This is a genomic window from Pseudomonas sp. D4002, from assembly GCF_013385665.1.
Taxonomy (GTDB): Bacteria; Pseudomonadota; Gammaproteobacteria; order Pseudomonadales; family Pseudomonadaceae; genus Aquipseudomonas.
This window is the reverse complement of record NZ_JACAPN010000024.1, coordinates 150,326-171,011: the sequence shown is the minus strand read 5'-3', so window position 1 is coordinate 171,011 and position 20,686 is coordinate 150,326. Positions and strand designations below refer to the sequence as shown.

19 protein-coding genes are annotated in these 20,686 nt (G+C 61.5%); 8 read left to right on the top strand and 11 right to left on the bottom strand.

The genetic code is table 11. The annotated features are described in order from the left end of the window. Positions 1-7 precede the first annotated feature (7 nt). On the bottom strand, positions 8-724 hold the full coding sequence (locus tag HX824_RS18000) for a fimbria/pilus chaperone family protein (protein WP_218173584.1): 717 nt from the start codon (positions 722-724) through the stop codon (positions 8-10). Between the two features lie 123 nt (positions 725-847). Next, complete coding sequence (locus tag HX824_RS17995) at positions 848-1,507, bottom strand: DUF1120 domain-containing protein (RefSeq protein WP_177054892.1); 660 nt, start codon at positions 1,505-1,507, stop codon at positions 848-850. Positions 1,508-1,979: 472 nt separating this feature from the next. Between HX824_RS17995 and ppx the strand changes: the two genes are divergently transcribed. Further along, positions 1,980-3,482: an exopolyphosphatase gene (gene ppx, locus HX824_RS17990; RefSeq protein WP_003214007.1), complete on the top strand. Its 1,503-nt coding sequence runs from the start codon at positions 1,980-1,982 to the stop codon at positions 3,480-3,482. A gap of 186 nt (positions 3,483-3,668) precedes the next feature. Here ppx and ppk1 read toward each other — a convergent pair whose 3' ends face one another. Next, entirely contained in the window at positions 3,669-5,897 is a 2,229-nt protein-coding gene (gene ppk1, locus HX824_RS17985) for a polyphosphate kinase 1 (RefSeq protein ID WP_003214009.1), read from the bottom strand. Positions 5,898-5,915: 18 nt separating this feature from the next. Next, positions 5,916-6,929: a porphobilinogen synthase gene (gene hemB / locus HX824_RS17980; RefSeq protein ID WP_177054891.1), complete on the bottom strand. Its 1,014-nt coding sequence runs from the start codon at positions 6,927-6,929 to the stop codon at positions 5,916-5,918. A gap of 229 nt (positions 6,930-7,158) precedes the next feature. Here hemB and HX824_RS17975 point away from each other — a divergent pair, with 229 nt between their 5' ends. Continuing rightward, positions 7,159-7,797 carry a DedA family protein gene (locus HX824_RS17975; protein WP_003214015.1) on the top strand — a complete coding sequence of 213 codons (639 nt, stop codon included), beginning with the start codon at positions 7,159-7,161 and terminating at the stop codon, positions 7,795-7,797. Here the strand turns inward: HX824_RS17975 and HX824_RS17970 are convergent. Beyond that, complete coding sequence (locus HX824_RS17970) at positions 7,778-9,013, bottom strand: sterol desaturase family protein (protein ID WP_010167970.1); 1,236 nt, start codon at positions 9,011-9,013, stop codon at positions 7,778-7,780. The genes HX824_RS17975 and HX824_RS17970 overlap by 20 nt on opposite strands. Before the next feature lie 115 nt (positions 9,014-9,128). Between HX824_RS17970 and elbB the strand changes: the two genes are divergently transcribed. Then, on the top strand, positions 9,129-9,794 hold the full coding sequence (gene elbB, locus HX824_RS17965; protein WP_003214018.1) for an isoprenoid biosynthesis glyoxalase ElbB: 666 nt from the start codon (positions 9,129-9,131) through the stop codon (positions 9,792-9,794). On the opposite strand, the gene HX824_RS17960 is transcribed toward elbB, so the two are convergent. Together HX824_RS17960 and HX824_RS17955 are read right to left on the bottom strand one after the other, a co-directional pair. Continuing rightward, positions 9,791-10,243 carry a YaiI/YqxD family protein gene (locus tag HX824_RS17960; RefSeq protein WP_003214020.1) on the bottom strand — a complete coding sequence of 151 codons (453 nt, stop codon included), beginning with the start codon at positions 10,241-10,243 and terminating at the stop codon, positions 9,791-9,793. The genes elbB and HX824_RS17960 overlap by 4 nt on opposite strands. A 2-nt stretch (positions 10,244-10,245) precedes the next feature. Further along, positions 10,246-12,141 carry a cytochrome c/FTR1 family iron permease gene (locus HX824_RS17955; protein WP_177054890.1) on the bottom strand — a complete coding sequence of 632 codons (1,896 nt, stop codon included), beginning with the start codon at positions 12,139-12,141 and terminating at the stop codon, positions 10,246-10,248. Between the two features lie 306 nt (positions 12,142-12,447). Between HX824_RS17955 and HX824_RS17950 the strand changes: the two genes are divergently transcribed. The 4 genes from HX824_RS17950 to HX824_RS17935 are packed head-to-tail and all read left to right on the top strand — an operon-like array spanning position 12,448 to position 15,597. Further along, positions 12,448-13,845, top strand: coding sequence for a COG3014 family protein (locus HX824_RS17950; RefSeq protein ID WP_177054889.1), 1,398 nt, complete (start codon positions 12,448-12,450; stop codon positions 13,843-13,845). Between the two features lie 10 nt (positions 13,846-13,855). Continuing rightward, the gene (locus HX824_RS17945) at positions 13,856-14,227 is read left to right on the top strand and encodes a YcfL family protein (RefSeq protein WP_008439304.1); all 372 of its coding nucleotides are present in this window, start codon (positions 13,856-13,858) and stop codon (positions 14,225-14,227) included. A gap of 35 nt (positions 14,228-14,262) precedes the next feature. Then, positions 14,263-14,850: a penicillin-binding protein activator LpoB gene (gene lpoB / locus HX824_RS17940; protein ID WP_003214026.1), complete on the top strand. Its 588-nt coding sequence runs from the start codon at positions 14,263-14,265 to the stop codon at positions 14,848-14,850. 3 nt (positions 14,851-14,853) lie between these two features. Further along, positions 14,854-15,597, top strand: a complete 744-nt coding sequence (locus tag HX824_RS17935; RefSeq protein WP_008439305.1) for a hypothetical protein — start codon at positions 14,854-14,856, stop codon at positions 15,595-15,597. Positions 15,598-15,738: 141 nt separating this feature from the next. Here HX824_RS17935 and HX824_RS17930 read toward each other — a convergent pair whose 3' ends face one another. From HX824_RS17930 to HX824_RS17920, 3 genes are all read right to left on the bottom strand, one after another. Then, positions 15,739-16,371 (bottom strand): LysE family transporter, encoded by a 633-nt coding sequence (locus tag HX824_RS17930; RefSeq protein ID WP_003208844.1) that lies wholly within the window; start codon positions 16,369-16,371, stop codon positions 15,739-15,741. A 203-nt stretch (positions 16,372-16,574) separates the two neighbouring features. After that, positions 16,575-17,138 carry a mechanosensitive ion channel family protein gene (locus HX824_RS17925; RefSeq protein WP_008439307.1) on the bottom strand — a complete coding sequence of 188 codons (564 nt, stop codon included), beginning with the start codon at positions 17,136-17,138 and terminating at the stop codon, positions 16,575-16,577. Continuing rightward, positions 17,138-19,048: an ATP-binding cassette domain-containing protein gene (locus HX824_RS17920; RefSeq protein ID WP_003208841.1), complete on the bottom strand. Its 1,911-nt coding sequence runs from the start codon at positions 19,046-19,048 to the stop codon at positions 17,138-17,140. Before HX824_RS17920 ends, HX824_RS17925 begins: the two co-directional genes overlap by 1 nt. Positions 19,049-19,098: 50 nt before the next feature. On the opposite strand from HX824_RS17920, the gene HX824_RS17915 reads away from it, so the two are divergent. After that, entirely contained in the window at positions 19,099-19,560 is a 462-nt protein-coding gene (locus tag HX824_RS17915; protein ID WP_087694898.1) for a TIGR02444 family protein, read from the top strand. Here HX824_RS17915 and HX824_RS17910 read toward each other — a convergent pair. Beyond that, entirely contained in the window at positions 19,557-20,669 is a 1,113-nt protein-coding gene (locus HX824_RS17910) for an AlgP family protein (protein ID WP_177054888.1), read from the bottom strand. The genes HX824_RS17915 and HX824_RS17910 overlap by 4 nt on opposite strands. Positions 20,670-20,686 lie beyond the last annotated feature (17 nt).

Sequence of the window (20,686 nt, the reverse complement as noted above, 5' to 3'; positions counted from 1 at the left end):
AGACCGCTCAACCCGCCTCGACAACAACGGAGGCTTCGTAGGCGGTTGCCGAATACCCGTAGACCGTCGCGGGTTGAATCTCGACACCGCTGACCTGGGCCACCGCCTCTTCGATGCGGGTCGATAACACTTCGCCAGGCAGGATATAGGTGCGCGGCAATATCGCCGGGTGCCTCGACGGCAGCAGGTGTACCTCCAGCCCCATCCGGACCACGTAGGCACTGTCGTTATGAACCGTCAGCCGATTTCCCCGCAGCTTCCACTTCAGCAACTTCCATGGCTCCTGATGCCGCGGCAAGCCCTGGGGATGCAGGATCAGCGGTAAGTCCTGTCGAATGGTCACTCCAATAGTCGAGCGCCCTTCGGCGCGCGCCTGCGGAATACCTTCAAAGGTGACGCGCTTCAATCGCTGAGTCTTGAGCGGCTGCTTCAAGGTACTGATAAACCGCACAAGTTGTGTTTCGCCCGGTTCGACACGGGCGATAGGAGGCGTAACGATCAAGAGTGTCTCCGGATCTTCCGGGACGTTTTGAATGACTGTGTGAAGTAAAGCAGGGCCAGCGTCCGTATTTTTTACGTTGATCGTCGCTTCACCGTTCTCTTCATAAAGAATAACAACGGATGTTTCCGGCTCCATCCCATCCGCTCTTACACTGCCAGAAACTAAAAAATAAAGATTCGCACACCAGAACAGAGCATTAACTGCATTTAAAAGACGACTCATCGAACTCTACCCGCAACCAGATAACGCACCGTTGACAATCACGAAGTACCTATACGCATATAAAGAGCCAGCACGAAGCCACGGTGCGCGACCGCCTGCTAAATGCTGGCCATGTTTATAGAGTTAGATTCGAGTTACTACCAAAGTAGCAGCTCCATTCAATTGAATATCCCTGCTGAGATCCAGTGCATCGCCGCGATTGATCACAGCCTTGACTACGAGAGTGCCGGTAACGGAAGAGACCGCGGCTGGAGTTGTGTTGTTATTACGGCTCCAGGAGTGCTGGTAAGGAGATTTTTCGACCTTGCCGTCACTGGTGCTCCAGGCACCGCCGGAGCTTGTCCTTCTAAGCGGGTACAGCGTAGCGCCGACAGTGGTCAAGGTGGCGAGCCTGATCGAATAGCCACCGGTATTCCTGGTTCCGACCGCGCCAAGACCAAAGTTGTGGTTGTCGGTGAAGCCGGTTCCCAGGATCCCCCTTACGACACTGTTTGTTTGTGAGTCAGTAACGGACAGTGCCATCTGGGCAGCCGCCGCACCACAGTTGACGTTTAACGGCAGCGACTTTTCCGGCAGAGGATAGAAAGAGGTCAGCGGAATGCTCGACGCATTGATCGTACCGTAATCAACGGTGCCGCCTGTGGCGCCGAGGTTTACCGTGCATGCAACTGGTTTAATGGTTCCGGTGACTCTCAGGTTCCCGGCACCACTTGTATTTGCTTGAGTACCCATGCTTACCGCCAGGCCAACGACCACTATTGCCAAACCAAATGTTCTGTTCATGTTCATCCTGTCACTGAAGTTCTCAGGTGCATGTGGTTCGCCGGGCTATTCCATGCCCAACTGCTATCAACCTTGATAGGCAAACTACAAATAGTTAACACCACGGCTTAATTGCCGAGTGACAGTCTCTCTCGTAAACACCCGAAGAAAGAATGAGACGACGCCTGAACTAGTGTCAGAGCGGTAAAAAAACAATGTCCCCTTAGATCATCCTTGCAGTAGTCCTGACTTAATTATCGACTGGAACAAATAACCCAGCCATGTAGGCATATTCAGGAAGCCTATTAAAGCTGGAGATTTCCGTTACTCCACTTGCCCTACGGAACAATCGCCAGGCGCATCAAGAATCGCCCTACATATCCTGCAGATTTTTCTCCAAGACACCGATGAGCGAATTCCGGAAGCACTACGCGTTGGCGTCAGCGGTTGATCGTGGCACGATGGCGAGGTTATCGACCGAGACCCCTTAACCATGCCGCAATCCCAAGCCAAGAATCTGTCCCTGATCGCCGCCATCGACCTGGGCTCCAACAGCTTTCACATGGTCGTGGCCAAGGCCCAGAACGGCGAAATCCGCATCCTTGAGCGGCTCGGCGAGAAAGTGCAGCTGGCTGCCGGGATCGACGACGAGCGTCAGCTCAATGAAGAATCCATGCAGCGCGGGCTCGATTGCCTGAAGCGCTTTGCCCAACTGATCAACGGCATGCCCCCGGGCGCCGTGCGGATCGTCGGCACCAACGCCCTGCGGGAAGCCCGCAACCGGGGCGAGTTCATCCGTCGCGCCGAGGAGATCCTCGGGCACCCGGTAGAGGTCATCTCCGGCCGCGAGGAAGCACGCCTGATCTACCTCGGCGTGTCCCACACCCTGGCCGACACTCCGGGCAAGCGCCTGGTGGCCGACATCGGCGGTGGCAGTACCGAATTCATTATTGGCCAGCGCTTCGAGCCGCTGCTGCGCGAAAGCCTGCAAATGGGCTGCGTCAGCTACACCCAGCGCTATTTCAAGGACGGCAAGATCACCCCGGCCCGCTACGCCCAGGCTTATACGGCGGCGCGGCTGGAGATCATGAGCATCGAGCACGCCCTGCACCGCCTGACCTGGGATGAGGCCATCGGTTCGTCCGGCACCATCCGCGCCATCGGCCTGGCCCTCAAGGCCGGCGGCCATGGCACTGGCGAGGTCAACGCCGAAGGCCTGGCCTGGCTCAAGCGCAAGCTGTTCAAGCTGGGGGATGCCGAGAAGATCGACTTCGAAGGCATCAAGCCTGATCGCCGCACCATTTTCCCGGCGGGCCTGGCGATTCTCGAAGCGATTTTCGACGCCCTCGAACTGCAACGCATGGACCACTGCGATGGCGCCCTGCGTGAAGGGGTGCTCTACGACCTGCTGGGCCGTCATCATCATGAAGACGTCCGTGAGCGCACCCTCAGCTCGTTGATGGAGCGTTACCACGTCGACCTGGAACAGGCGGCGCGGGTTGAACGCAAGGCGCTGCATGCTTTCGACCAGGTCGCAGCGGACTGGGACCTGGAAGACGGCGTGTGGCGTGAACTGCTGGGCTGGGCGGCCAAGGTCCATGAAGTGGGGCTGGACATCGCCCACTACCATTACCACAAGCACGGCGCCTACCTGATCGAGCACTCGGACCTGGCGGGTTTCTCCCGTGAAGACCAGCAGATGCTCGCGCTGCTGGTACGCGGCCACCGCCGCAACATCCCCCGGGACAAGTTTGCCGAGTTCGGTGCCGAGGGCATCAAGCTGATTCGCCTGTGCGCGCTGCTGCGGTTTGCGATCCTGTTCCACCACATCCGTGGTACCCAGGAAATGCCGCAAGTGGTCCTGCGGGCCAATGCCGACAGCCTGGACGTGGTATTCCCGAAGAACTGGCTGGATGAAAACCAGCTGACCCAGGCGGATTTCGCCCAGGAAGCCGAGTGGCTGACGCGGGTTGGGTTCACGCTGAACGTGCGCTGATATGAGTGAGTGACGCGGAGCGTCACAGGATGTATTCCCACGCAGAGCGTGGGAACAATCCAACGCCACAAAACAAATGTGGGAGCGGGCTTGCTCGCGAAGGCGGAGTGTCAGTCAACAGATTCATCGACTGATCCACCGCTTTCGCGAGCAAGCCCGCTCCCACATTTTTGACCGCGTCGGTTTTTAGTTCACCGTCAGAATCGGGCTGCCCAGCTTCTCCAGCAACGTCGCCTGGGCGCTGCGCGGGTTCTGGTTGCCGGTCGGGGTGTTGCGCACGTAGCGCCCGTCCGACTGCAGGCTCCAGCTGTGGGTGTTATCGGTGAGATAACTTTCCAGCTCCTTCTTGACCCGCATGATCAGTTTCTTGCCTTCCACCGGGAAGCAGGTCTCCACGCGTTTGTCGAGGTTGCGCTCCATCCAGTCGGCACTGGAGAGGAACATCTGCTCCTCGCCGCCATTGAGGAAGTAGAACACCCGCGTGTGCTCCAGGAAGCGCCCGATGATCGAACGCACGTGGATGTTATGGGATACCCCGGCGATGCCCGGCCGCAGGCAGCACATGCCACGCACCACCAAATCGATACGCACACCCGACTGGCTGGCCTTGTACAGCGCACGGATGATCTTCGGATCGGTCAGCGAGTTGAACTTGGCGATGATGTGCGCCGGCTTGCCTTCGAGGGCGAACTGGGTCTCGCGGGCAATCATGTCGAGCATGCCCTTCTTCAGGGTGAACGGCGCGTGCAGCAGTTTCTTCATGCGCAAGGTCTTGCCCATGCCGATCAACTGGCTGAACAGCTTGCCGACGTCTTCACACAAGGCGTCGTCGGAGGTCAGGAGGCTGTAGTCGGTGTAGAGCTTGGCGTTGCCGGCGTGGTAGTTGCCGGTGCCCAAGTGGGCGTAGCGCACGATCTCACCGGCTTCGCGGCGCAGGATCAGCATCATCTTGGCGTGGGTCTTGAAGCCGACCACGCCGTAGATCACCACCGCACCGGCGGCTTGCAGACGGCTGGCCAGTTGCAGGTTGGACTCTTCGTCGAACCGCGCCCGCAGTTCGATCACCGCCGTCACTTCCTTGCCGTTACGCGCGGCGTCTACCAGCGCATCGACGATTTCGGAGTTGGCGCCGGAGCGGTACAGGGTTTGGCGCACAGCCAGCACGTGCGGGTCCTTGGCGGCCTGGCGCAGCAGGTCGACCACCGGGGTGAAGGACTCGAACGGGTGCAGCAGCAGAATGTCCTGCTTGCTCACCACACTGAAGATGTTCTCGCTGTTTTGCAGCAGTTTCGGGATCTGCGGGGTGAACGGCGTGTATTGCAGCTCCGGGTGGCTGTCCAGACCAGTAATGCTGAACAGGCGCGTCAGGTTCACCGGGCCATTGACCTGGTACAGCTCGGTCTCGCTCAGGTTGAACTGCTTGAGCAGGTAGTCTGACAGGTGTTTCGGACAGGTGTCCGCCACTTCCAGGCGCACCGCATCACCGTAGCGACGGGAGAACAGCTCGCCGCGCAGGGCGCGGGCCAAGTCTTCGACGTCTTCGGAGTCCAGCGCCAAGTCGGCGTTACGGGTCAGGCGGAACTGGTAGCAGCCCTTGACCTTCATGCCCTGGAACAGGTCATCGGCGTGGGCGTGGATCATCGACGAAAGGAATACATAGTTATCGCCAGCGCCCCCCACCTCTTCCGGTACCTTGATGATCCGTGGCAGCAAGCGCGGCGCCGGGATGATCGCAAGGCCGGAATCGCGACCGAAGGCGTCGATACCTTCCAGCTCGACGATGAAGTTCAGGCTCTTGTTCACCAGCAACGGGAACGGGTGCGTCGGGTCGAGGCCGATGGGGGTGATGATCGGCGAGATTTCGTCGCGGAAGTAGCGGCGCACCCAGGTTTTGATCTTGGTGGTCCAGTGCCGGCGCCGGATGAAGCGCACGTGATGCTTTTCCAGTTCCGGCAGCAGGATGTCATTGAGGATCGCGTATTGGCGGTCCACGTGGCCGTGTACCAGCTCGCTGATGCGGGCCAGGGCCTGATGCGGTTGCAGGCCGTCGGCACCGGCTTGTTCACGGGCGAACGTGATCTGCTTCTTCAGGCCGGCGACACGGATCTCGAAGAACTCGTCCAGGTTGCTGGAGAAGATCAGCAGGAATTTCAACCGCTCCAGCAATGGGTAGGACTCATCCAGTGCCTGTTCCAGCACGCGGATGTTGAATTGCAGTTGTGACAGCTCGCGATGGATGTACAGGCTGCTGTCATCCAGGTTGGTAACCGCAACCACCGGTACCGGCGCGGCAGCGGGCGCTTCGGCCACCACGGCAGGCGGGGCCGGCTCCAGCTCCGGCGGGGTCTCGGTAGCTTGTTCGACCACCGGGTGAGCGTCTTTTACGGCAACTTCTGTGAGTCCTTCGGTATTCATCGAGTGTTCCTGTGAGGGCTAGTGTTGCTCTCTAAGCAATTGGGCAGCGCGGGCGGCGAAGTAAGTCAGGATGCCATCGGCACCCGCGCGTTTAAAGGCAGTCAGGGATTCAAGGATCACCCCTTCACTCAACCAACCATTCTGGATCGCGGCCATGTGCATGGCGTATTCACCGCTGACCTGATAGACAAAGGTCGGCACCTTGAATTCCTCTTTGACCCGATAAAGGATGTCGAGGTACGGCATCCCGGGCTTGACCATCACCATGTCGGCGCCTTCGGCCAGGTCCGCGGCCACTTCGTGCAGGGCTTCGTGGCTGTTGGCCGGGTCCATCTGGTACGAGGCCTTGTTGGCCTTGCCCAGGTTCAGCGCCGAACCCACCGCATCGCGGAACGGGCCGTAATAGGCGCTGGCGTACTTGGCCGAGTAGGCCATGATGCGCACGTTGACGTGGCCGGCCAGCTCCAGGGCTTCGCGAATCGCCTGGATGCGACCGTCCATCATGTCCGAGGGGGCCACCACCTGGGCGCCCGCTGCGGCGTGGGACAAGGCCTGTTTTACCAGCGCATCAACAGTGATGTCGTTCTGAACATAGCCTTCTTCGTCGAGAATGCCATCCTGCCCGTGGGTGGTGAACGGGTCCAGCGCCACGTCGGTGATCACTCCCAGTTCCGGAAAGCGCTCACGCAAGGCGCGGGTGGCGCGCTGGGCAATACCGTCCGGGTTCCAGGCTTCGGCGGCGTCCAGGGACTTGAGTTCAGACGGCGTGACCGGGAACAGCGCCAGCGCCGGAATCCCCAGTTCAACCCAGCTCGCGGCCTCTTCGAGCAGCAAATCAATGGTCAAGCGCTCCACGCCCGGCATCGACGCCACCGCTTCCCGACGATTTTCACCGTCCAGCACAAACACCGGCAGGATCAGATCATTCACCGTCAGCACGTTTTCACGCACCAGGCGCCGGGAAAAATCATCACGACGGTTGCGACGCAGACGAGTGGCGGGAAACAGGCGGTTGGCGGGGGTAAAGCTCACGGCAGACTCCTGAGCCCGGCTTGACGGGCGAGCGTGACAGTTATAAGCGGCCATTATGACGAAGGAATTACAGTTGTGGTTAGCTCATGCGCCGTAAGGCAACCGGCGTGCGACCTGTAGTCGCATTCGTCGTTTATGTAGGAATTGTTCACTTCGTGACACATCTCGATACTTTCATGAATGTTCACGAAGGCGTAGGCTGCGCGTTCATTTCGCCAGCACCCAGACCATGCTTCAACAATTTCTGCATGACTTCGGCTACTTTGCGCTGTTCCTAGGCACCTTCTTCGAAGGCGAAACCATCCTGGTTCTCGCAGGCTTCCTGGCGTTCCGTGGATACATGGATATCAACCTGGTGGTGGTCGTTGCCTTTTTCGGCAGCTACGCCGGCGACCAGTTGTGGTACTTCCTGGGACGCAAGCACGGCCGCAAACTGTTGGCGCGCAAGCCGCGCTGGCAACTGCTGGGCGACAAGGCCCTGGAGCATATTCGCAAGCACCCGGACATCTGGGTGCTGAGCTTCCGGTTTGTCTACGGTTTGCGCACGGTGATGCCGGTGGCCATTGGTTTGTCGGGCTACCCGCCGGGCCGCTACCTGTTGCTCAACGGGATTGGCGCCGCCGTGTGGGCCGCTGCGCTGGGCGCTGCGGCTTACCATTTCGGCGCGGTACTGGAAGGCATGCTGGGCAGCGTCAAGAAATACGAGCTGTGGGTGCTGGGCGCACTGCTGGTGCTGGGCCTGGGCTTGTGGATTCGCCGGCGCGTCAAGAACGCCCGCCTGACCCGCGAAGCCTGTGCCGCCGAGAAGGTTCGCCTGGCGGCCGGCGAACCTGAAAAAGCCGAAAAGCCTACGACGCCAGTCGAGTAAGCCGGTCTCTGCAACAGTAGAGGCCGATGCCGCTGAGCAAGCTGTAACTGACCAGGCCCAGCCAGCCCAACGAGCTGGCCGGCCACAGCCCCACCAGCGGCGCCAGCCAAACCAGCGGCACATTCAGTGCCAGGCGCACCAGCTCAGCCTTCAACGCCCACGGGCGATTCTCCAGCGCCACCCCCAGGGTGAACAACCCCAATGCCATCGCGCTCCAGCCCAACACCAGGGCAGCGGTCGGCAAGCCCTCGCCGAAATTCATCAGGTAGCTGCCAAAACCCACGTACGCGGCAAACTGCAGCGCGATGTAAATCTGTTGGCGCCCATCCAGCGGCACCTCGAACTTGCGGAACTGGCTCAAGTCCGGCTTGGCCATCGGGTACTTTGCCGCCACATCCGCCGGGCGCCAACCGGTGCGCATGAACCAGATCCGCAGCTTGTCCCACCCACTTTCGGTGCGCCGTGCATCACTCCACAGCTGCGCATAAAACTGCAGGTTGGCCCACAGCGGGTTCCAACTGGCCAAGGGCGTGGTCACGCCAAAGATTACCGGCTCGTTATCGTCTTCTTCCTGGAAGGAGCCAAACAGGCGGTCCCAAATAATGAACACCCCGCCGTAGTTGCGATCCATGTAGAGAGCGTTCTGTGCATGGTGGGCCCGATGATTGGATGGCGTGACGAAGAACCACTCGTACCAGCCGAGCTTCGGCACATGCCGCGTATGCACCCAGAATTGATACAACAGGTTGAGGGACGCCACGCTGATAAACACCACCAGCGGCACGCCGAGCACGGCCAGCGGCAGGTAAAAGATCCAGCTCAGCAGGAAGCCGGTGCTGGTCTGGCGCAAGGCGGTGCTGAGGTTGTAGTCCTCGCTCTGGTGGTGCACGGAATGCGCGGCCCAGAGGATGTTGCGCTCATGGCCCATGCGATGCAGCCAGTAGTAGCAGAAGTCATAGAACACAAAGGCGAACACCCAGGTCCAGACGCTCTGGGCCGACAGCTCGATGATCGCCAGGTGCTTGAGGGCGAAGGCATAGGTGAGGATGCCCACCCCTTTGGTCAGCAGCCCCGTGGTGGTGGACAGCACGCCGGTGCTGAGGCTGTTGATGGCGTCGGCCACCCGGTAGTTGCGTTGGCCGCGCCGGTAGTCGGCCAGCAGCTCGACCACGATCAAGGCAATGAAAAACGGTACCGCGTAAGGGACGAAGTCCATGGGCAAGTCCGGTCAATTATTGTTACATCTAGAGTAGGTGTAGCGGCTGGATATCCCATTGGCAATGAGTGACAAATGAGTAGACATTTAACGCCATGAATCAGGAGAAATGCCCATGAGCAAAAAGATTGCAGTGATCCTTTCCGGCTGTGGCGTGTACGACGGTGCCGAGGTTCATGAAAGCGTGATCACCCTGCTGCGCCTGGACCAGCGCGGCGCCGAGGTGCAGTGTTTTGCGCCGAACATTGCCCAGTTGCATGTGATCAACCACCTGACGGGCGAGGAGATGCCCGAGTCGCGCAATGTGCTGGTGGAGTCGGCGCGCATTGCCCGTGGCGAGGTGAAGGACATTCGTGAGGCCAACGCCGAGGATTTCGACGCACTGATCGTGCCCGGGGGGTTTGGCGCGGCGAAGAACCTGTCGAACTTTGCCGTGGAAGGCGCCGGGTGCAGCGTCAACCCGCAGGTGCTGGAGCTGGCCGAGGCGTTTGCCGAAGCGGGCAAGCCCGTCGGGCTGATCTGCATCTCGCCGGCGCTGGCAGCGAAGATCTATGGCCCAGGCGTGACCTGCACCATCGGCAATGACGCCGACACCGCAGCCGCCATGGACAAGATGGGCGCCACCCACCAGGAATGCGCGGTCGACGACATCGTCGAAGACAAGGCGCGCAAGCTGGTGAGTACCCCGGCCTACATGCTGGGCAAACGCATCAGCGAAGTGGCGTCAGGCATCAACAAGCTGGTGGACCGGGTGCTGGAACTCACCCACGAGAACGATTAGGCCTTCATCAGCCGGGTCAGAATCCGATCCAGCGAATTGGCAAACGCCTGCTTGTCCTTGTCCCCATGGGGCGGCGGGCCACCGCCCATCTGCCCCTGCTCCCGCAAATCGGTGAACAGGTTACGCACCGCCAGCCGCTCGCTCATGTTCTGCGGGCTGAACTCCTTGCCTCGTGGGTCGAGCGCAGCCACGCCATTCTTCACCAAGCGGTCGGCCAACGGCACATCGCTGCAGATCACCAGGTCACCGGGCACGGCGTGCTCCACCAGGTAGTCATCGGCCGCGTCCGGGCCGCTGGGCACCACGATCAACTTCACGCACGAGAAGCTCGGCTTGATCTGGCTCTGCCCGGCCACCAGCACCACTTCGAACTGGCGCTTGAGGGCGAACTTCACCACCTGATCCTTGGCCGCCCGGGGGCAGGCGTCTGCATCGATCCACACGCGCATGGTTAAGCCACCACCCGGCGCTTTTCAGCGAGCCGGCTGCGACCGTACAGCACCACAATCGCCAGGATCGCCACAGCCTGGGCGCTCAGGGAATAGGCATCGGCGTGAATGCCCAGCCAGTCGAAGTCAAAGAACGCGACCGGCCGGGTGCCGAAGATCCCGGCTTCCTGCAACGCCTTGACGCCATGCCCGGCGAATACCACCGACAGCGCGCACAGCAACGCCGCGTTTATGCCGAAGAACAGCGCCAGCGGCAGTTTCGCCGAGCCCCGCAGAATCACCCAGGCCAGGCCCACCAACAGCACCAGCGCCGTGGCGCCACCGGCCAATACCGCGTTGTGCCCGGCAGGGCCGGCCTGCAACCACAGGGTTTCGTAGAACAGGATCACTTCGAACAGCTCGCGGTACACCGAGAAGAACGCCAGCATCGCAAAACCGAAGCGCCCGCCACCGCCTACCAGGCTGCTCTTGATGTAGTCCTGCCAGGCGGCCGCGTGACGGCGGTCGTGCATCCACACCCCGAGCCACAGCACCATCACGCTGGCAAACAGCGCCGTGCAGCCTTCCAGCAACTCGCGCTGGGCGCCGCTGACGTCGATCACATAAGCCGCCAACGCCCACGTCGCCAAGCCGGCCAACAGCGCCAGGCCCCAGCCGACGTTGACGCTGCGCACCGCCGATTGCTGGCCGGTGTTACGCAGGAACGCGAGAATCGCCGCCAGCACCAGGATCGCTTCCAGGCCTTCGCGCAGCAGGATCAGCAAACCGGAGATGTAGCTCAGGGACCAGCTCAAGCCATCGCTGCCCAGCAGGCCGGCGGACTCGGTGAGCTTGCCCTTGGCCACATCCAGGCGCTGCTGCACTTGCTCGATCGGCAAGCCGTCCTGCAATGACTGCCGGTAGGCCATCAGGGCCTTTTCGGTGTCCTTGCGCACGTTGGCATCAACGTTATCGAGGGAGCTTTCAACCAGCTCGAAACCTTCCAGGTAAGCCGCTACCGACAGGTCGTAGGCCTGCTCGTGCTCGCCATTGCGGAACGCGGCGAGGCTTTTGTCGAGGGTGGCCGCGGTGTAATCAAGCAACTGCGCCGGGCCACGCTTGACCTGCGGCGGTTGGGCGCGCTGGGCGCGGAAGGTGGCAACTGCGCCGGGACCTTCGGCAGCCAGCACTTCGTTGGGGGTCTGGCGCGCGAGGTCGGCGAGGTTGAAGGACTTTTCACTGTTCGCGGCAGCCGGGTCGGCGGTGAAGCCGGCGATATAGGTCGCCAGGTCCCAGCGCTGGCGGTCGTCCAGTTGATCGGCAAACGACGGCATGTCGGTGCCTTCCACGCCCAGACCCAGGGTGTTGTAGATCGCGTAGAGGCTCAAGCGATCGAGGCGTGCAGCGTCCCGCAGGTTGGCGGGCGGCGGCGTCATGCCCACGCTTGCGGGGCCATCGCCGGCGCCTGTGGCGCCGTGGCACACCGAGCAGTTCTGCGCGTACAGCGGCGCACCGCGCGTCGGATCGGGGGTAATGGCCGGGGCCTGGCTGACTTCATAGGCCACTGCCAACTTGGCGCCCAATTGCCGGGCCTGGTGCGCAACCACCGCGCCGTCCTGATGGGCCGTTACGGCGGCCAACAGTTCATCCACGCCTTTGATCAGTTCGGCGCGCTCGGGCTTTTCCGGTAGATCGGCCACCAGCCCCTGCAACACCCCGAGAAACTCTACCTGTTCACGGTATTCGGAATCATCGATAACCTTGCCCGCCTCCACCGTCGGCGGGTAGTCCGCACCGATGTAATCCAGTAAATGCAGGGCTTGGGGCGCGCTCTCGGCAGTTGCAGCCAGCAGGTTGAAACTGCACGACATCAACGCCGGCAGCACCAGCCAGGCAAGAAAACGGAAGGGGGCAATCATGAATGGATCTCAAATGGAAATACGAAGTAACACATTGTCAAACCTTACGGGGTTTGACTCAAGTTGTAAGTGATGTGGGCCTGGGTTTACCAAGAGGCGGATGATGGCCTCGTTACCGGAAAATGGATCCAAAAGGCCATTGTTTTGCCAGTAATCGGGCTTATAATGCCGCGCCTTCGTTATTGCGAAATGGCATTTTCGCTCCTCTTTTTATGAGGAATTGGCAGGATGCAACGCCTTCCTGCCATTGGTGATTCGGCCCGACCAGCACATTCGGCCGATTACGTTCAGGGAAGAAGCTCTTCGATGGCATCTCGCGCCTTTACCTCGCTCGCGCTCGCGGCAGTGACCTTGCTGTCCGGTTGTTCGATGTTTCGCAGCTACGACACCGAGCTGCAAGCCACCAATCAGCAGTTGGCCACCGGCAACGTCGACGCCGCGCTGACGCTGCTTGAGAAGAACAACACCGGCGACGACAAGGACCTTCTCTACTACTTCGAAAAGGGTGAGTTGCTGCGCGCCAAGGGCGACCTGACCGGCAGCCAGGTCGCCTGGCGCAGCGCCGACCTGCAAGTCTACAAGTGGGAAGAGTCGGTCAAGTTCGACACCGACAAGTACCTCGCGCAGTTCGGCGCCTTCCTGGTCAATGACAAGGTCCGCCGTTACGAAGGCTACGACTACGAAAAGGTCATGCTGACCACCCAGATGGCCCTCAACCTGCTGGCGCTGAATGACTTCGACGGTGCCCGCACCGAGATCAAGAAGACCCACGAACGCGAAGCGGTGATTGCGGACCTGCGGGACAAGGAATACCTCAAGAGCGAAAACGAGGCCGAGCGCCAGGGCATCGCGACCCAGTTCAAGGACCTGCGCGGCTACCCGGTGGAAAGCCTCAACGCCCCGGAAGTGGTAGGCCTGAAGAACAGCTACCAGAGCGCTTTCAGCCACTACCTGGCCGGCTTCGTCTACGAAGCCCTGGGCGAAAAAGACCTGGCCGCACCGGGTTATCGCAAGGCCGCCGAACTGCGCCCCAACACACCGCTGCTGGAACAGGCCCTGCTCGACCTGGACAAATCCAAGGTCGGTGCGGACGAGACTGACGTGCTGATCGTGGTGCAAAGCGGCCTGGCGACGGCCCGCGACTCGATTCGCCTGCCGTTGCCGATCCCCATCGACGGCCACCTGGTGATCACGCCACTGTCGTTCCCGGTGATCAAGCCCGACACCTCGACCGCGCCCTTCGCCCAGATCGGTGTCGACGGCCGGCAACAGAACCTCACTGCCCTCAACAGCACCACCGCCATGTCCCGCCGCGCCCTGCGGGATGACATGCCGGGGATCATCCTGCGCACCACCGTGCGCGCCGTCACTCGCGGCATCACCCAGAACAACCTGAACAAGACCAACCCGATGGCGGGCCTGGTACTCGGTATTGCCTCGGCCGTCACCGAAGGCGCCGACACCCGCACCTGGCGCACCCTGCCGGACATGACCCAGGTGACACGCCTGCGCCTCAAGCATGGCGAGCACCAGGTCAGCCTGCCCAACGCCCTGGGCGGCACGCTGGTGACGGTCAAGGCCGATCAGCGCTACCAGGTGATCACCCTGCGCGTGGTCGGCAACCAGGTCTTCGCCGGCGGTCTTGCAGCCCACGTGGTGCAGAACAATCCGCCCCAGGCCGTCGCCACTCTCAAACAACCTTAAGGAGCACGCTATGCGTCATTTCATCCTCGGCGCCCTGGCGCTGGTCCTGCTGGCCGGTTGCGCCACCCCGCCACCGCCGGAACCCGGAAGCGCCGCGAGCAAGATCGTGGTGATGGGCAAGTTCAAGGGCATCGCCGTCGGCGCCATCCGGGTCGCCCGGGAAAACGGCTTCCTGACCGCCAAGGTGCAGTTGAGCAACATCACCAGCAGCAACCAGATGATGTATTACCGCTTCGCCTGGCTGGGTGCCGACGGTTTCCCGGTGGGTGATGAAGAGACCTGGAAGGTGCTGAACCTCTACGCAAACCAGGCGACCTTCCTGCCGGCCATCGCCAACCTGCCCCAGGCTGCCGACTTCCGCCTTGAAGTGAAGACGCCTTGATCCACCCACTCATTCAGTTTCAGAGAGACATCCCCATGTTTGCACGCTTCTCGTTCCTCGCCGTGGTGGCCGTCCTGGCCAGCGGCTGCGCCAACACCTCGCCAGTCCTGGGCGGTAAAAACATCAGCTACGGCGACAGCAAGGCCGTGGAACTGGTGACCAACGAGTTCGGCTCCACCGACCTGCAGATGATCGCCGAAAGCATGACCCGCTCCCTGGCCCAGTCCGGCATCCTGCAAGGCCGCCCGGTGGTGCAGGTGTATGACGTGAAGAACAAGACCAGCGAGTACATCGATACCCGCGAGATCACCACGTCGATCAAGACCCAGCTGATGAAGACCGGCACCGCCCGCTTCGCCAGCGACAACACTGACATGCAAAGCCAGGTCGACCAGCTGAAGCTGCAGAACCAGAGCGGCTTGTACAAGAAGTCGACCGTCAGCAAGACCGGCAACATGGTCGCCGCCAAGTACCGCCTGGAAGGCTCCATCAGCTCCATCGTCAAGCGCAGCTCGGACTACAAGGACGTGTTCTACAAGTTCAGCCTGCAACTGGTCGACGTCGAAAGCGGCCTGGCCGAATGGATGGACGAAAAAGAAATCCGCAAGACCACGGAGCGCTAAGCAATGCGTGCATGGATCGGCATGATCGGCCTGCTGTGCGCCTTTGGCGCCTCGGCCGCACCGAAGATCGCGGTAACCGACCTGGCCTACGAGGCTCGCGTGGAGGAGTACATCCACCAGGTCGCGGCCAGCAACAATTTCCAGGCCAGCGCCTACAACGCCAGCGGCGGCTCGAGCTACAGCGAGTATGAAAGCCGTACCAGCTACATCGAGCAGACCGAGCTGCGCAAGTTCAGCGGCGACATCAAGGGGGAAATCCTCAAGTCGCGGCAGTTCCAGCTGGTGCAGGGCACGCCTTACACCGCGGACGCCAAGGGCGATGTGTATGACGTGATCAAGCGGATCAAGGCCGGTAACTTCAAGGGTGCGGACTACGTGCTGTTCGGCACCTTGTCGGACATCGACTTCACCCAGGACATCAACGCGCTGGACCACACCAACAGCTACTCGGCGGTGCTGGGCCTGACGCTGGTGGCGGATTTCAGCCTGATCAACACCCGCACCTTTGAGATCACCTCGGCGTTTACCGCCATGGGCGAAGGCCAGGACACCAAGCTGGTGAACAACCGTGACGTGCGCGTGAGCCTGAACCGGCCTCGCGTGGTGCGGGAAGTGTCGAAGGCGTTGGGCGAGGATGTGGCGCGGCAGTTGGCCGAACAACTCGGCGGTGGTTATCAGGAAGCACCTGGACAGCCTGCATTGCGCAATAACCTGCCACGGGATGAAGCGCCGAAGATCCTGCGCTGAACGAAAATCCCGCTACCGACATAAAACCAATGTGGGAGCGGGCTTGCTCGCGAATGCGGTGGATCAGTCAATACATCTGGTGACTGACACTGCGCATTCGCGAGCAAGCCCGCTCCCACATTTTTGATCCGGTTTCGTCAGTTACGCCGTTGCGCGATGCAGACTTGCGAGAAAGCCCGCCGCACCAACAAACAACCCGGCAAACGTACGGTTCATGCGTTTCTGCTGCTTCGGTGTGCGCAGCAAGCGCAACACTTTCGACGCCAGCCCGGTGTAGCCGGCCATCACGATCATGTCCACGCAGATCATGGTCGCGCCCAGTATCAGGTATTGGTTCAGCAGCGGCGCCTGCGGGTTCACGAACTGCGGCAGCACCGCCAGCATGAACACCAGGGCCTTGGGGTTGCTGGCGTTGACCAGGAACCCGCGGAACATCATCGCCATCGGCTTGCCGATCGGGCGAATCGCCGCGTCATCGCTCAGGTCGGTTGGCAGCGCGCGCCATTGCTTGATGGCCAGGTACACCAGGTACGCTACGCCAAACCATTTGATCGCATAAAACGCGGTGGAGGATGCGGCAAGAATCGCCCCCAGGCCACCGGCGACCACGGCAATCTGCATCGCCAGGCCCAATTGCAGGCCCAGGGCGTTCCAGTAACCGCGCAGGAAACCGTATTGCAGGCCGCTGGACATCGACGCAATGGCACCGGCGCCAGGGGAAAGACTGATGATCCAACTGGCCAGGAAAAAGGCCAGCCATGTGTCGAGCGCCATTACACACCTCAGAGCTTAGTTTGCTGAATGTTTCTAAACTAACGCTGCCGGCTGAGAAATGGCTAGAAAAATTTTGGGGTGCGCCTTTGTGGCGAGGGGGCTTGCTGTGGCGAGGGAGCTTGCTCCCGCTGGAGTGCGTAGCGCTCCCGGCTTTTTTTGGGGCTGCTACGCAGCCCAGCGGGAGCAAGCTCCCTCGCCACAGGTTAAGGCAGCACGTCGCTGCCGCGCCAACGGCGCACCGAGCGCTGGAAGAACAGGCTGTTGGGCACTTGCACCATGACACTGCCGGTTCCGGCCTCTTCCACTTCGATCAGCGTGGTGTAGAGCAGGTTGATCGCCACCACCCGGCCTTTGACGCCGGGCTTGTCGACGGTGTCCACCAACTCGACCACATCGCCCAGGCGGAACGGCCCGACGGTGAAGATCAGGATGGCGCACAGCAGGTTGGACAACACCGACCACATGGCGAAGAACGCCACCGCGGCCACCGCCACAAAACCCGACAACGCCGTCCACAACACCGTGGCAGAGACGCCCAGGCGCTCCAGCACGAAGATCAGCGCGCTGCCCATGATCAGCCAGCGCAGGCCGCCGCGCAGCGGCATCAGCAACTGCGGCGGGAACGGATAACGTTCCCCCAGGCGGTTCAGGCATTTGGCGACGAAACGCTGGGCGAGATAGCCGGCCAGCAGGATCAGCAGAATCTGTACGGCCACCCAGATCGGCGCGATCCATTGGGCCGGCAGCGGCAGTTGCAGCGCTTCCATCAGGACAGCGCCTCCAGCTCCGCTTGCAAGGATTCCAGCAGTTCGAGGGCTTCCATCCAGGTCTCCTCCAACTGCGCTTCACGTACCTTGAGCTTGGCCTGTTCGGCCAGCAGGTCGCGCAATTCATCCTTGCGGGCCGGCTCGTAGACGGCGCTGTCACCCAGGCTGGTTTCAATCTTCGCCAGCTTCTCGTGGATCTTGCCCAATTCGGCTTCCAGCTTGTCCGCTTCACGCTTGTGCGGGGCCAGTTGCTGACGCAATGCAGCCGCGGCCTGGCGCTGGGCCTTCTTGTCGGTCTTGTCCGGGTTGACCGGCGTGTTGCTGACCGGCGCGTTGCGCAGGCGGTAGTCCGACAGCCAACGGGCATAGTCTTCCAGGTCGCCGTCGAATTCCTCGACCTTGCCGTCAGCCACCAGCAGGAAGTTATCCGTGGTGCTCTTGAGCAGGTGGCGATCGTGAGACACCACCAGTACCGCGCCGCTGAATTCCTGCAGGGCCATGGTCAACGCCAGGCGCATTTCCAGGTCGAGGTGGTTGGTCGGTTCGTCGAGCAGCAACAGGTTTGGCCGGTCCCAGGCGATCAGGGCCAGGGCCAGGCGGGCCTTTTCGCCACCGGAGAAATTCAGCACCGGCTCGTCGATGCGCGCACCACGGAAGTCGAAACCACCGAGGAAGTCCCGCAGGGTCTGTTCGCGTTCGGTCGGCGCCAGGCGCTGCAGGTGCAGCAGCGGGCTGGCCTTGGCGTCGAGGGAATCCAGCTGGTGCTGGGCGAAGTAGCCCACCACCAGGTTCTCACCGCGCACCAGGCGGCCGGCCAGGGGCTGCAATTCGCCCGAGAGGTTTTTGATCAAGGTCGACTTGCCCGCGCCGTTGGGGCCGAGCAGGCCGATCCGCGCGCCAGGGGTGAGCTGCAACTTGACCTTCTCGAGGATGGTCTTGTCGCCATAGCCCAGGCGGGCATCGGAAAGGTCCAGCAACGGGCTGGAGATTTTCACCGACTCGCGGAACACAAAGTCGAACGGTGAATCGACGTGGGCCGCCGACAGTTCTTCCATGCGCTCCAGGGCCTTGATCCGGCTCTGGGCCTGACGGGCCTTGGTGGCCTGGGCCTTGAACCGGGCGATGTAGCTTTCCATGTGTGCGCGCTGCGCCTGCTGCTTCTCGTAGGCCTGCTGTTGCTGGGCCAGGCGTTCGGCACGGGCGCGTTCGAAGGCGCTGTAGCCGCCGCGGTACAGGGTGATTTTCTTCTGGTCGACGTGGGCAATGTTGTCCACCACGGCGTCGAGGAAATCCCGGTCGTGGGAAATCAGCAGCAAGGTGCCCGGGTAGCTTTTCAGGAAGTCTTCCAGCCACAGGATCGCATCGAGGTCCAGGTGGTTGGTCGGTTCATCGAGCAGCAACAGGTCCGAGGGGCACATCAGCGCCTGGGCCAGGTTCAGGCGCATGCGCCAGCCACCGGAAAAGTCGGCGACCGGGCGGTCCATCTGTTCGTTGGTAAAGCCAAGGCCGGCAAGCATCTTGCGCGCACGCGCGTCGGCGGTGTAGCCGTCGGCGCTGTCCAGTTCCGAGTGCAGGCGGGCCTGTGCGGCGCCGTCCTGGGCTTTCTCGGCCTCGGCGAGGTCGTGTTGCACCTGGCGCAGGCGCAGGTCGCCATCGAGCACGTAGTCGATCGCAATGCGGTCGAGGGTGTCGATCTCCTGGCGCATATGGGCGATGCGCCAGTCGGCCGGCAGCAGACAATCCCCGGAGTCGGGAGTCAGCTCACCCAGCAGCAAGGCGAACAACGTGGATTTGCCGGCGCCGTTGGCACCGATCAGGCCGGCTTTGTGACCGGCGTGCAGGGTCAGCTCGGCGTCTTCGAGAAGACGTTGCGGGCCACGCTGTAATGTTAGGCTTTGAAGTCGGATCATAATGGCGGCGGAGTCTACCAGCTTCGTTGGCCGCTGGCTTGGGTGTGAATATGTGCGCTGACCTGTGGAGCTTTGCCCTCTCGACCTACGCCCGCTCGGGCGTCGAGGACGCGTGCCTGCGCTTGCAGGCGCAAGGGGCTGATGTGTGCCTGGTGTTGTGCGGGTTGTGGCTGGAGCAGCGGGGTGTGGCGCCGGAAACGTCGCGCTTGCAGGCACTGCGGCAGATCGCCGGGCCGTGGCAGGCGGAGGTGGTCGAGCCGTTGCGGCAAGTACGCACGCAATGGCGGGCCATGGCGCAGCAGGATGCTGAGCTGGGAGCGTTACGGGAGCGGGTCAAGGCTTTGGAATTGGATGCAGAAAGGCTGCTGCTATCACGCCTGGAAGGTGTGGCGCAGCGTTGGCCGATGGCCGAGGTGAATCATCAAGCATGGGTTGAAGGACTGGCGGCCGAAGCCGCCAACCTTGACCACGACGCGCTGCATCAGCTGCGCGCCGCGGTTACCGGCACTTAGGAAGCGCTGGTTGGGGTGACGCTTGGCGCTGCCGGTGCAGGCGTGCTGCTGGCCGGAGCGGTTGGCGCTGTGGTGCTGGCAGCAGGTGCAGCCGGGGTCGCAGGCTTCGCAGCTGGAGTAGCTGGTTTGGCTGGTGCTGGCTTGGCGGCGGCTGGTTTGGCAGCTGGTTTGGCAGCAGCAGGTTTGGCGGCCGGCTTGGCAGCTGGTTTTGCTGCAGCAGGTTTAGCGGCCGGCTTGGCAGCTGGTTTCGCAGCAGCAGGTTTAGCGGCCGGCTTGGCAGCTGGTTTTGCAGCAGCTGGTTTAGTGGCTGGCTTCGCAGCTGGTTTTGCAGCAGCAGTTTTAGCAGCTGGCTTCGCGGCAGGTTTTGCAGCAGCAGGTTTAGCGGCTGGCTTCGCAGCTGGTTTCGCAGCAGCGGTTTTAGCAGCTGGCTTCGCGGCTGGTTTCGCAGCAGCAGGTTTAGCGGCTGGCTTGGTAGCTGGTTTCGCAGCAGCAGTTTTAGCAGCTGGCTTCGCGGCTGGTTTCGCAGCAGCAGTTTTAGCGGCTGGCTTGGCAGCTGGTTTTGCAGCAGCAGTTTTAGCCGCCGGTTTGGCAGCCGATTTAGCCGGTGCTTTTGCTGCAGGCTTGGCCGCAGCTTTTGCAGGTGCCTTGGCAGCGACGGCCTTGCTGGCTGGTTTTTTCGCCGCGCTGGCTGCAACAGCTTTAGCCGGAGCACGGGTGCTCAGCACTTTGCCTACAGCTTCCTTCACACGACCAACACCCTGGGCCAATTTCAGGCTCTCGGAAGCATCACGCTTGAGTTGGGAAATGTAGGTGCGGGTTTCGGATTGACGATCCTTGAGGGCGTCGAGCAAGTCCTCAAGTTCTTTGACGGCGTCCTTGGCCTTGGCTTGTGCCTTGGCTTTGCCAGCGGTCGCTGCGCCTTGCAGTTTGGTGCGGGATTTGTGCAGTTTTTCCTGAGCTTTGCCGCGTTGTTTTTCAAGCTTGGCGAGCAACTTCTCAGCATCAGCCAAGGCTTGTGAACAGGCGCTTTCCAAATGTTCGAGCAGGCTGCCCGAAAGTTGTTGGAGCAAATGCAACGGGGTATTTACAGGCTTCTGTTTGGCCGACATGGTTTACCTCCTGGCTG

Coding starts and splice junctions, on each gene's coding strand:
- HX824_RS18000 (WP_218173584.1), bottom strand. CDS start 724: ATGAGTCGTCTTTTAAATGCAGTTAATGCTCTGTTCTGGTGTGCGAAT.
- HX824_RS17995 (WP_177054892.1), bottom strand. CDS start 1,507: ATGAACAGAACATTTGGTTTGGCAATAGTGGTCGTTGGCCTGGCGGTA.
- ppx (WP_003214007.1), top strand. CDS start 1,980: ATGCCGCAATCCCAAGCCAAGAATCTGTCCCTGATCGCCGCCATCGAC.
- ppk1 (WP_003214009.1), bottom strand. CDS start 5,897: ATGAATACCGAAGGACTCACAGAAGTTGCCGTAAAAGACGCTCACCCG.
- HX824_RS17975 (WP_003214015.1), top strand. CDS start 7,159: ATGCTTCAACAATTTCTGCATGACTTCGGCTACTTTGCGCTGTTCCTA.
- HX824_RS17970 (WP_010167970.1), bottom strand. CDS start 9,013: ATGGACTTCGTCCCTTACGCGGTACCGTTTTTCATTGCCTTGATCGTG.
- elbB (WP_003214018.1), top strand. CDS start 9,129: ATGAGCAAAAAGATTGCAGTGATCCTTTCCGGCTGTGGCGTGTACGAC.
- HX824_RS17960 (WP_003214020.1), bottom strand. CDS start 10,243: ATGCGCGTGTGGATCGATGCAGACGCCTGCCCCCGGGCGGCCAAGGAT.
- HX824_RS17955 (WP_177054890.1), bottom strand. CDS start 12,141: ATGATTGCCCCCTTCCGTTTTCTTGCCTGGCTGGTGCTGCCGGCGTTG.
- HX824_RS17950 (WP_177054889.1), top strand. CDS start 12,448: ATGGCATCTCGCGCCTTTACCTCGCTCGCGCTCGCGGCAGTGACCTTG.
- HX824_RS17945 (WP_008439304.1), top strand. CDS start 13,856: ATGCGTCATTTCATCCTCGGCGCCCTGGCGCTGGTCCTGCTGGCCGGT.
- lpoB (WP_003214026.1), top strand. CDS start 14,263: ATGTTTGCACGCTTCTCGTTCCTCGCCGTGGTGGCCGTCCTGGCCAGC.
- HX824_RS17935 (WP_008439305.1), top strand. CDS start 14,854: ATGCGTGCATGGATCGGCATGATCGGCCTGCTGTGCGCCTTTGGCGCC.
- HX824_RS17930 (WP_003208844.1), bottom strand. CDS start 16,371: ATGGCGCTCGACACATGGCTGGCCTTTTTCCTGGCCAGTTGGATCATC.
- HX824_RS17925 (WP_008439307.1), bottom strand. CDS start 17,138: ATGGAAGCGCTGCAACTGCCGCTGCCGGCCCAATGGATCGCGCCGATC.
- HX824_RS17920 (WP_003208841.1), bottom strand. CDS start 19,048: ATGATCCGACTTCAAAGCCTAACATTACAGCGTGGCCCGCAACGTCTT.
- HX824_RS17915 (WP_087694898.1), top strand. CDS start 19,099: ATGTGCGCTGACCTGTGGAGCTTTGCCCTCTCGACCTACGCCCGCTCG.
- HX824_RS17910 (WP_177054888.1), bottom strand. CDS start 20,669: ATGTCGGCCAAACAGAAGCCTGTAAATACCCCGTTGCATTTGCTCCAA.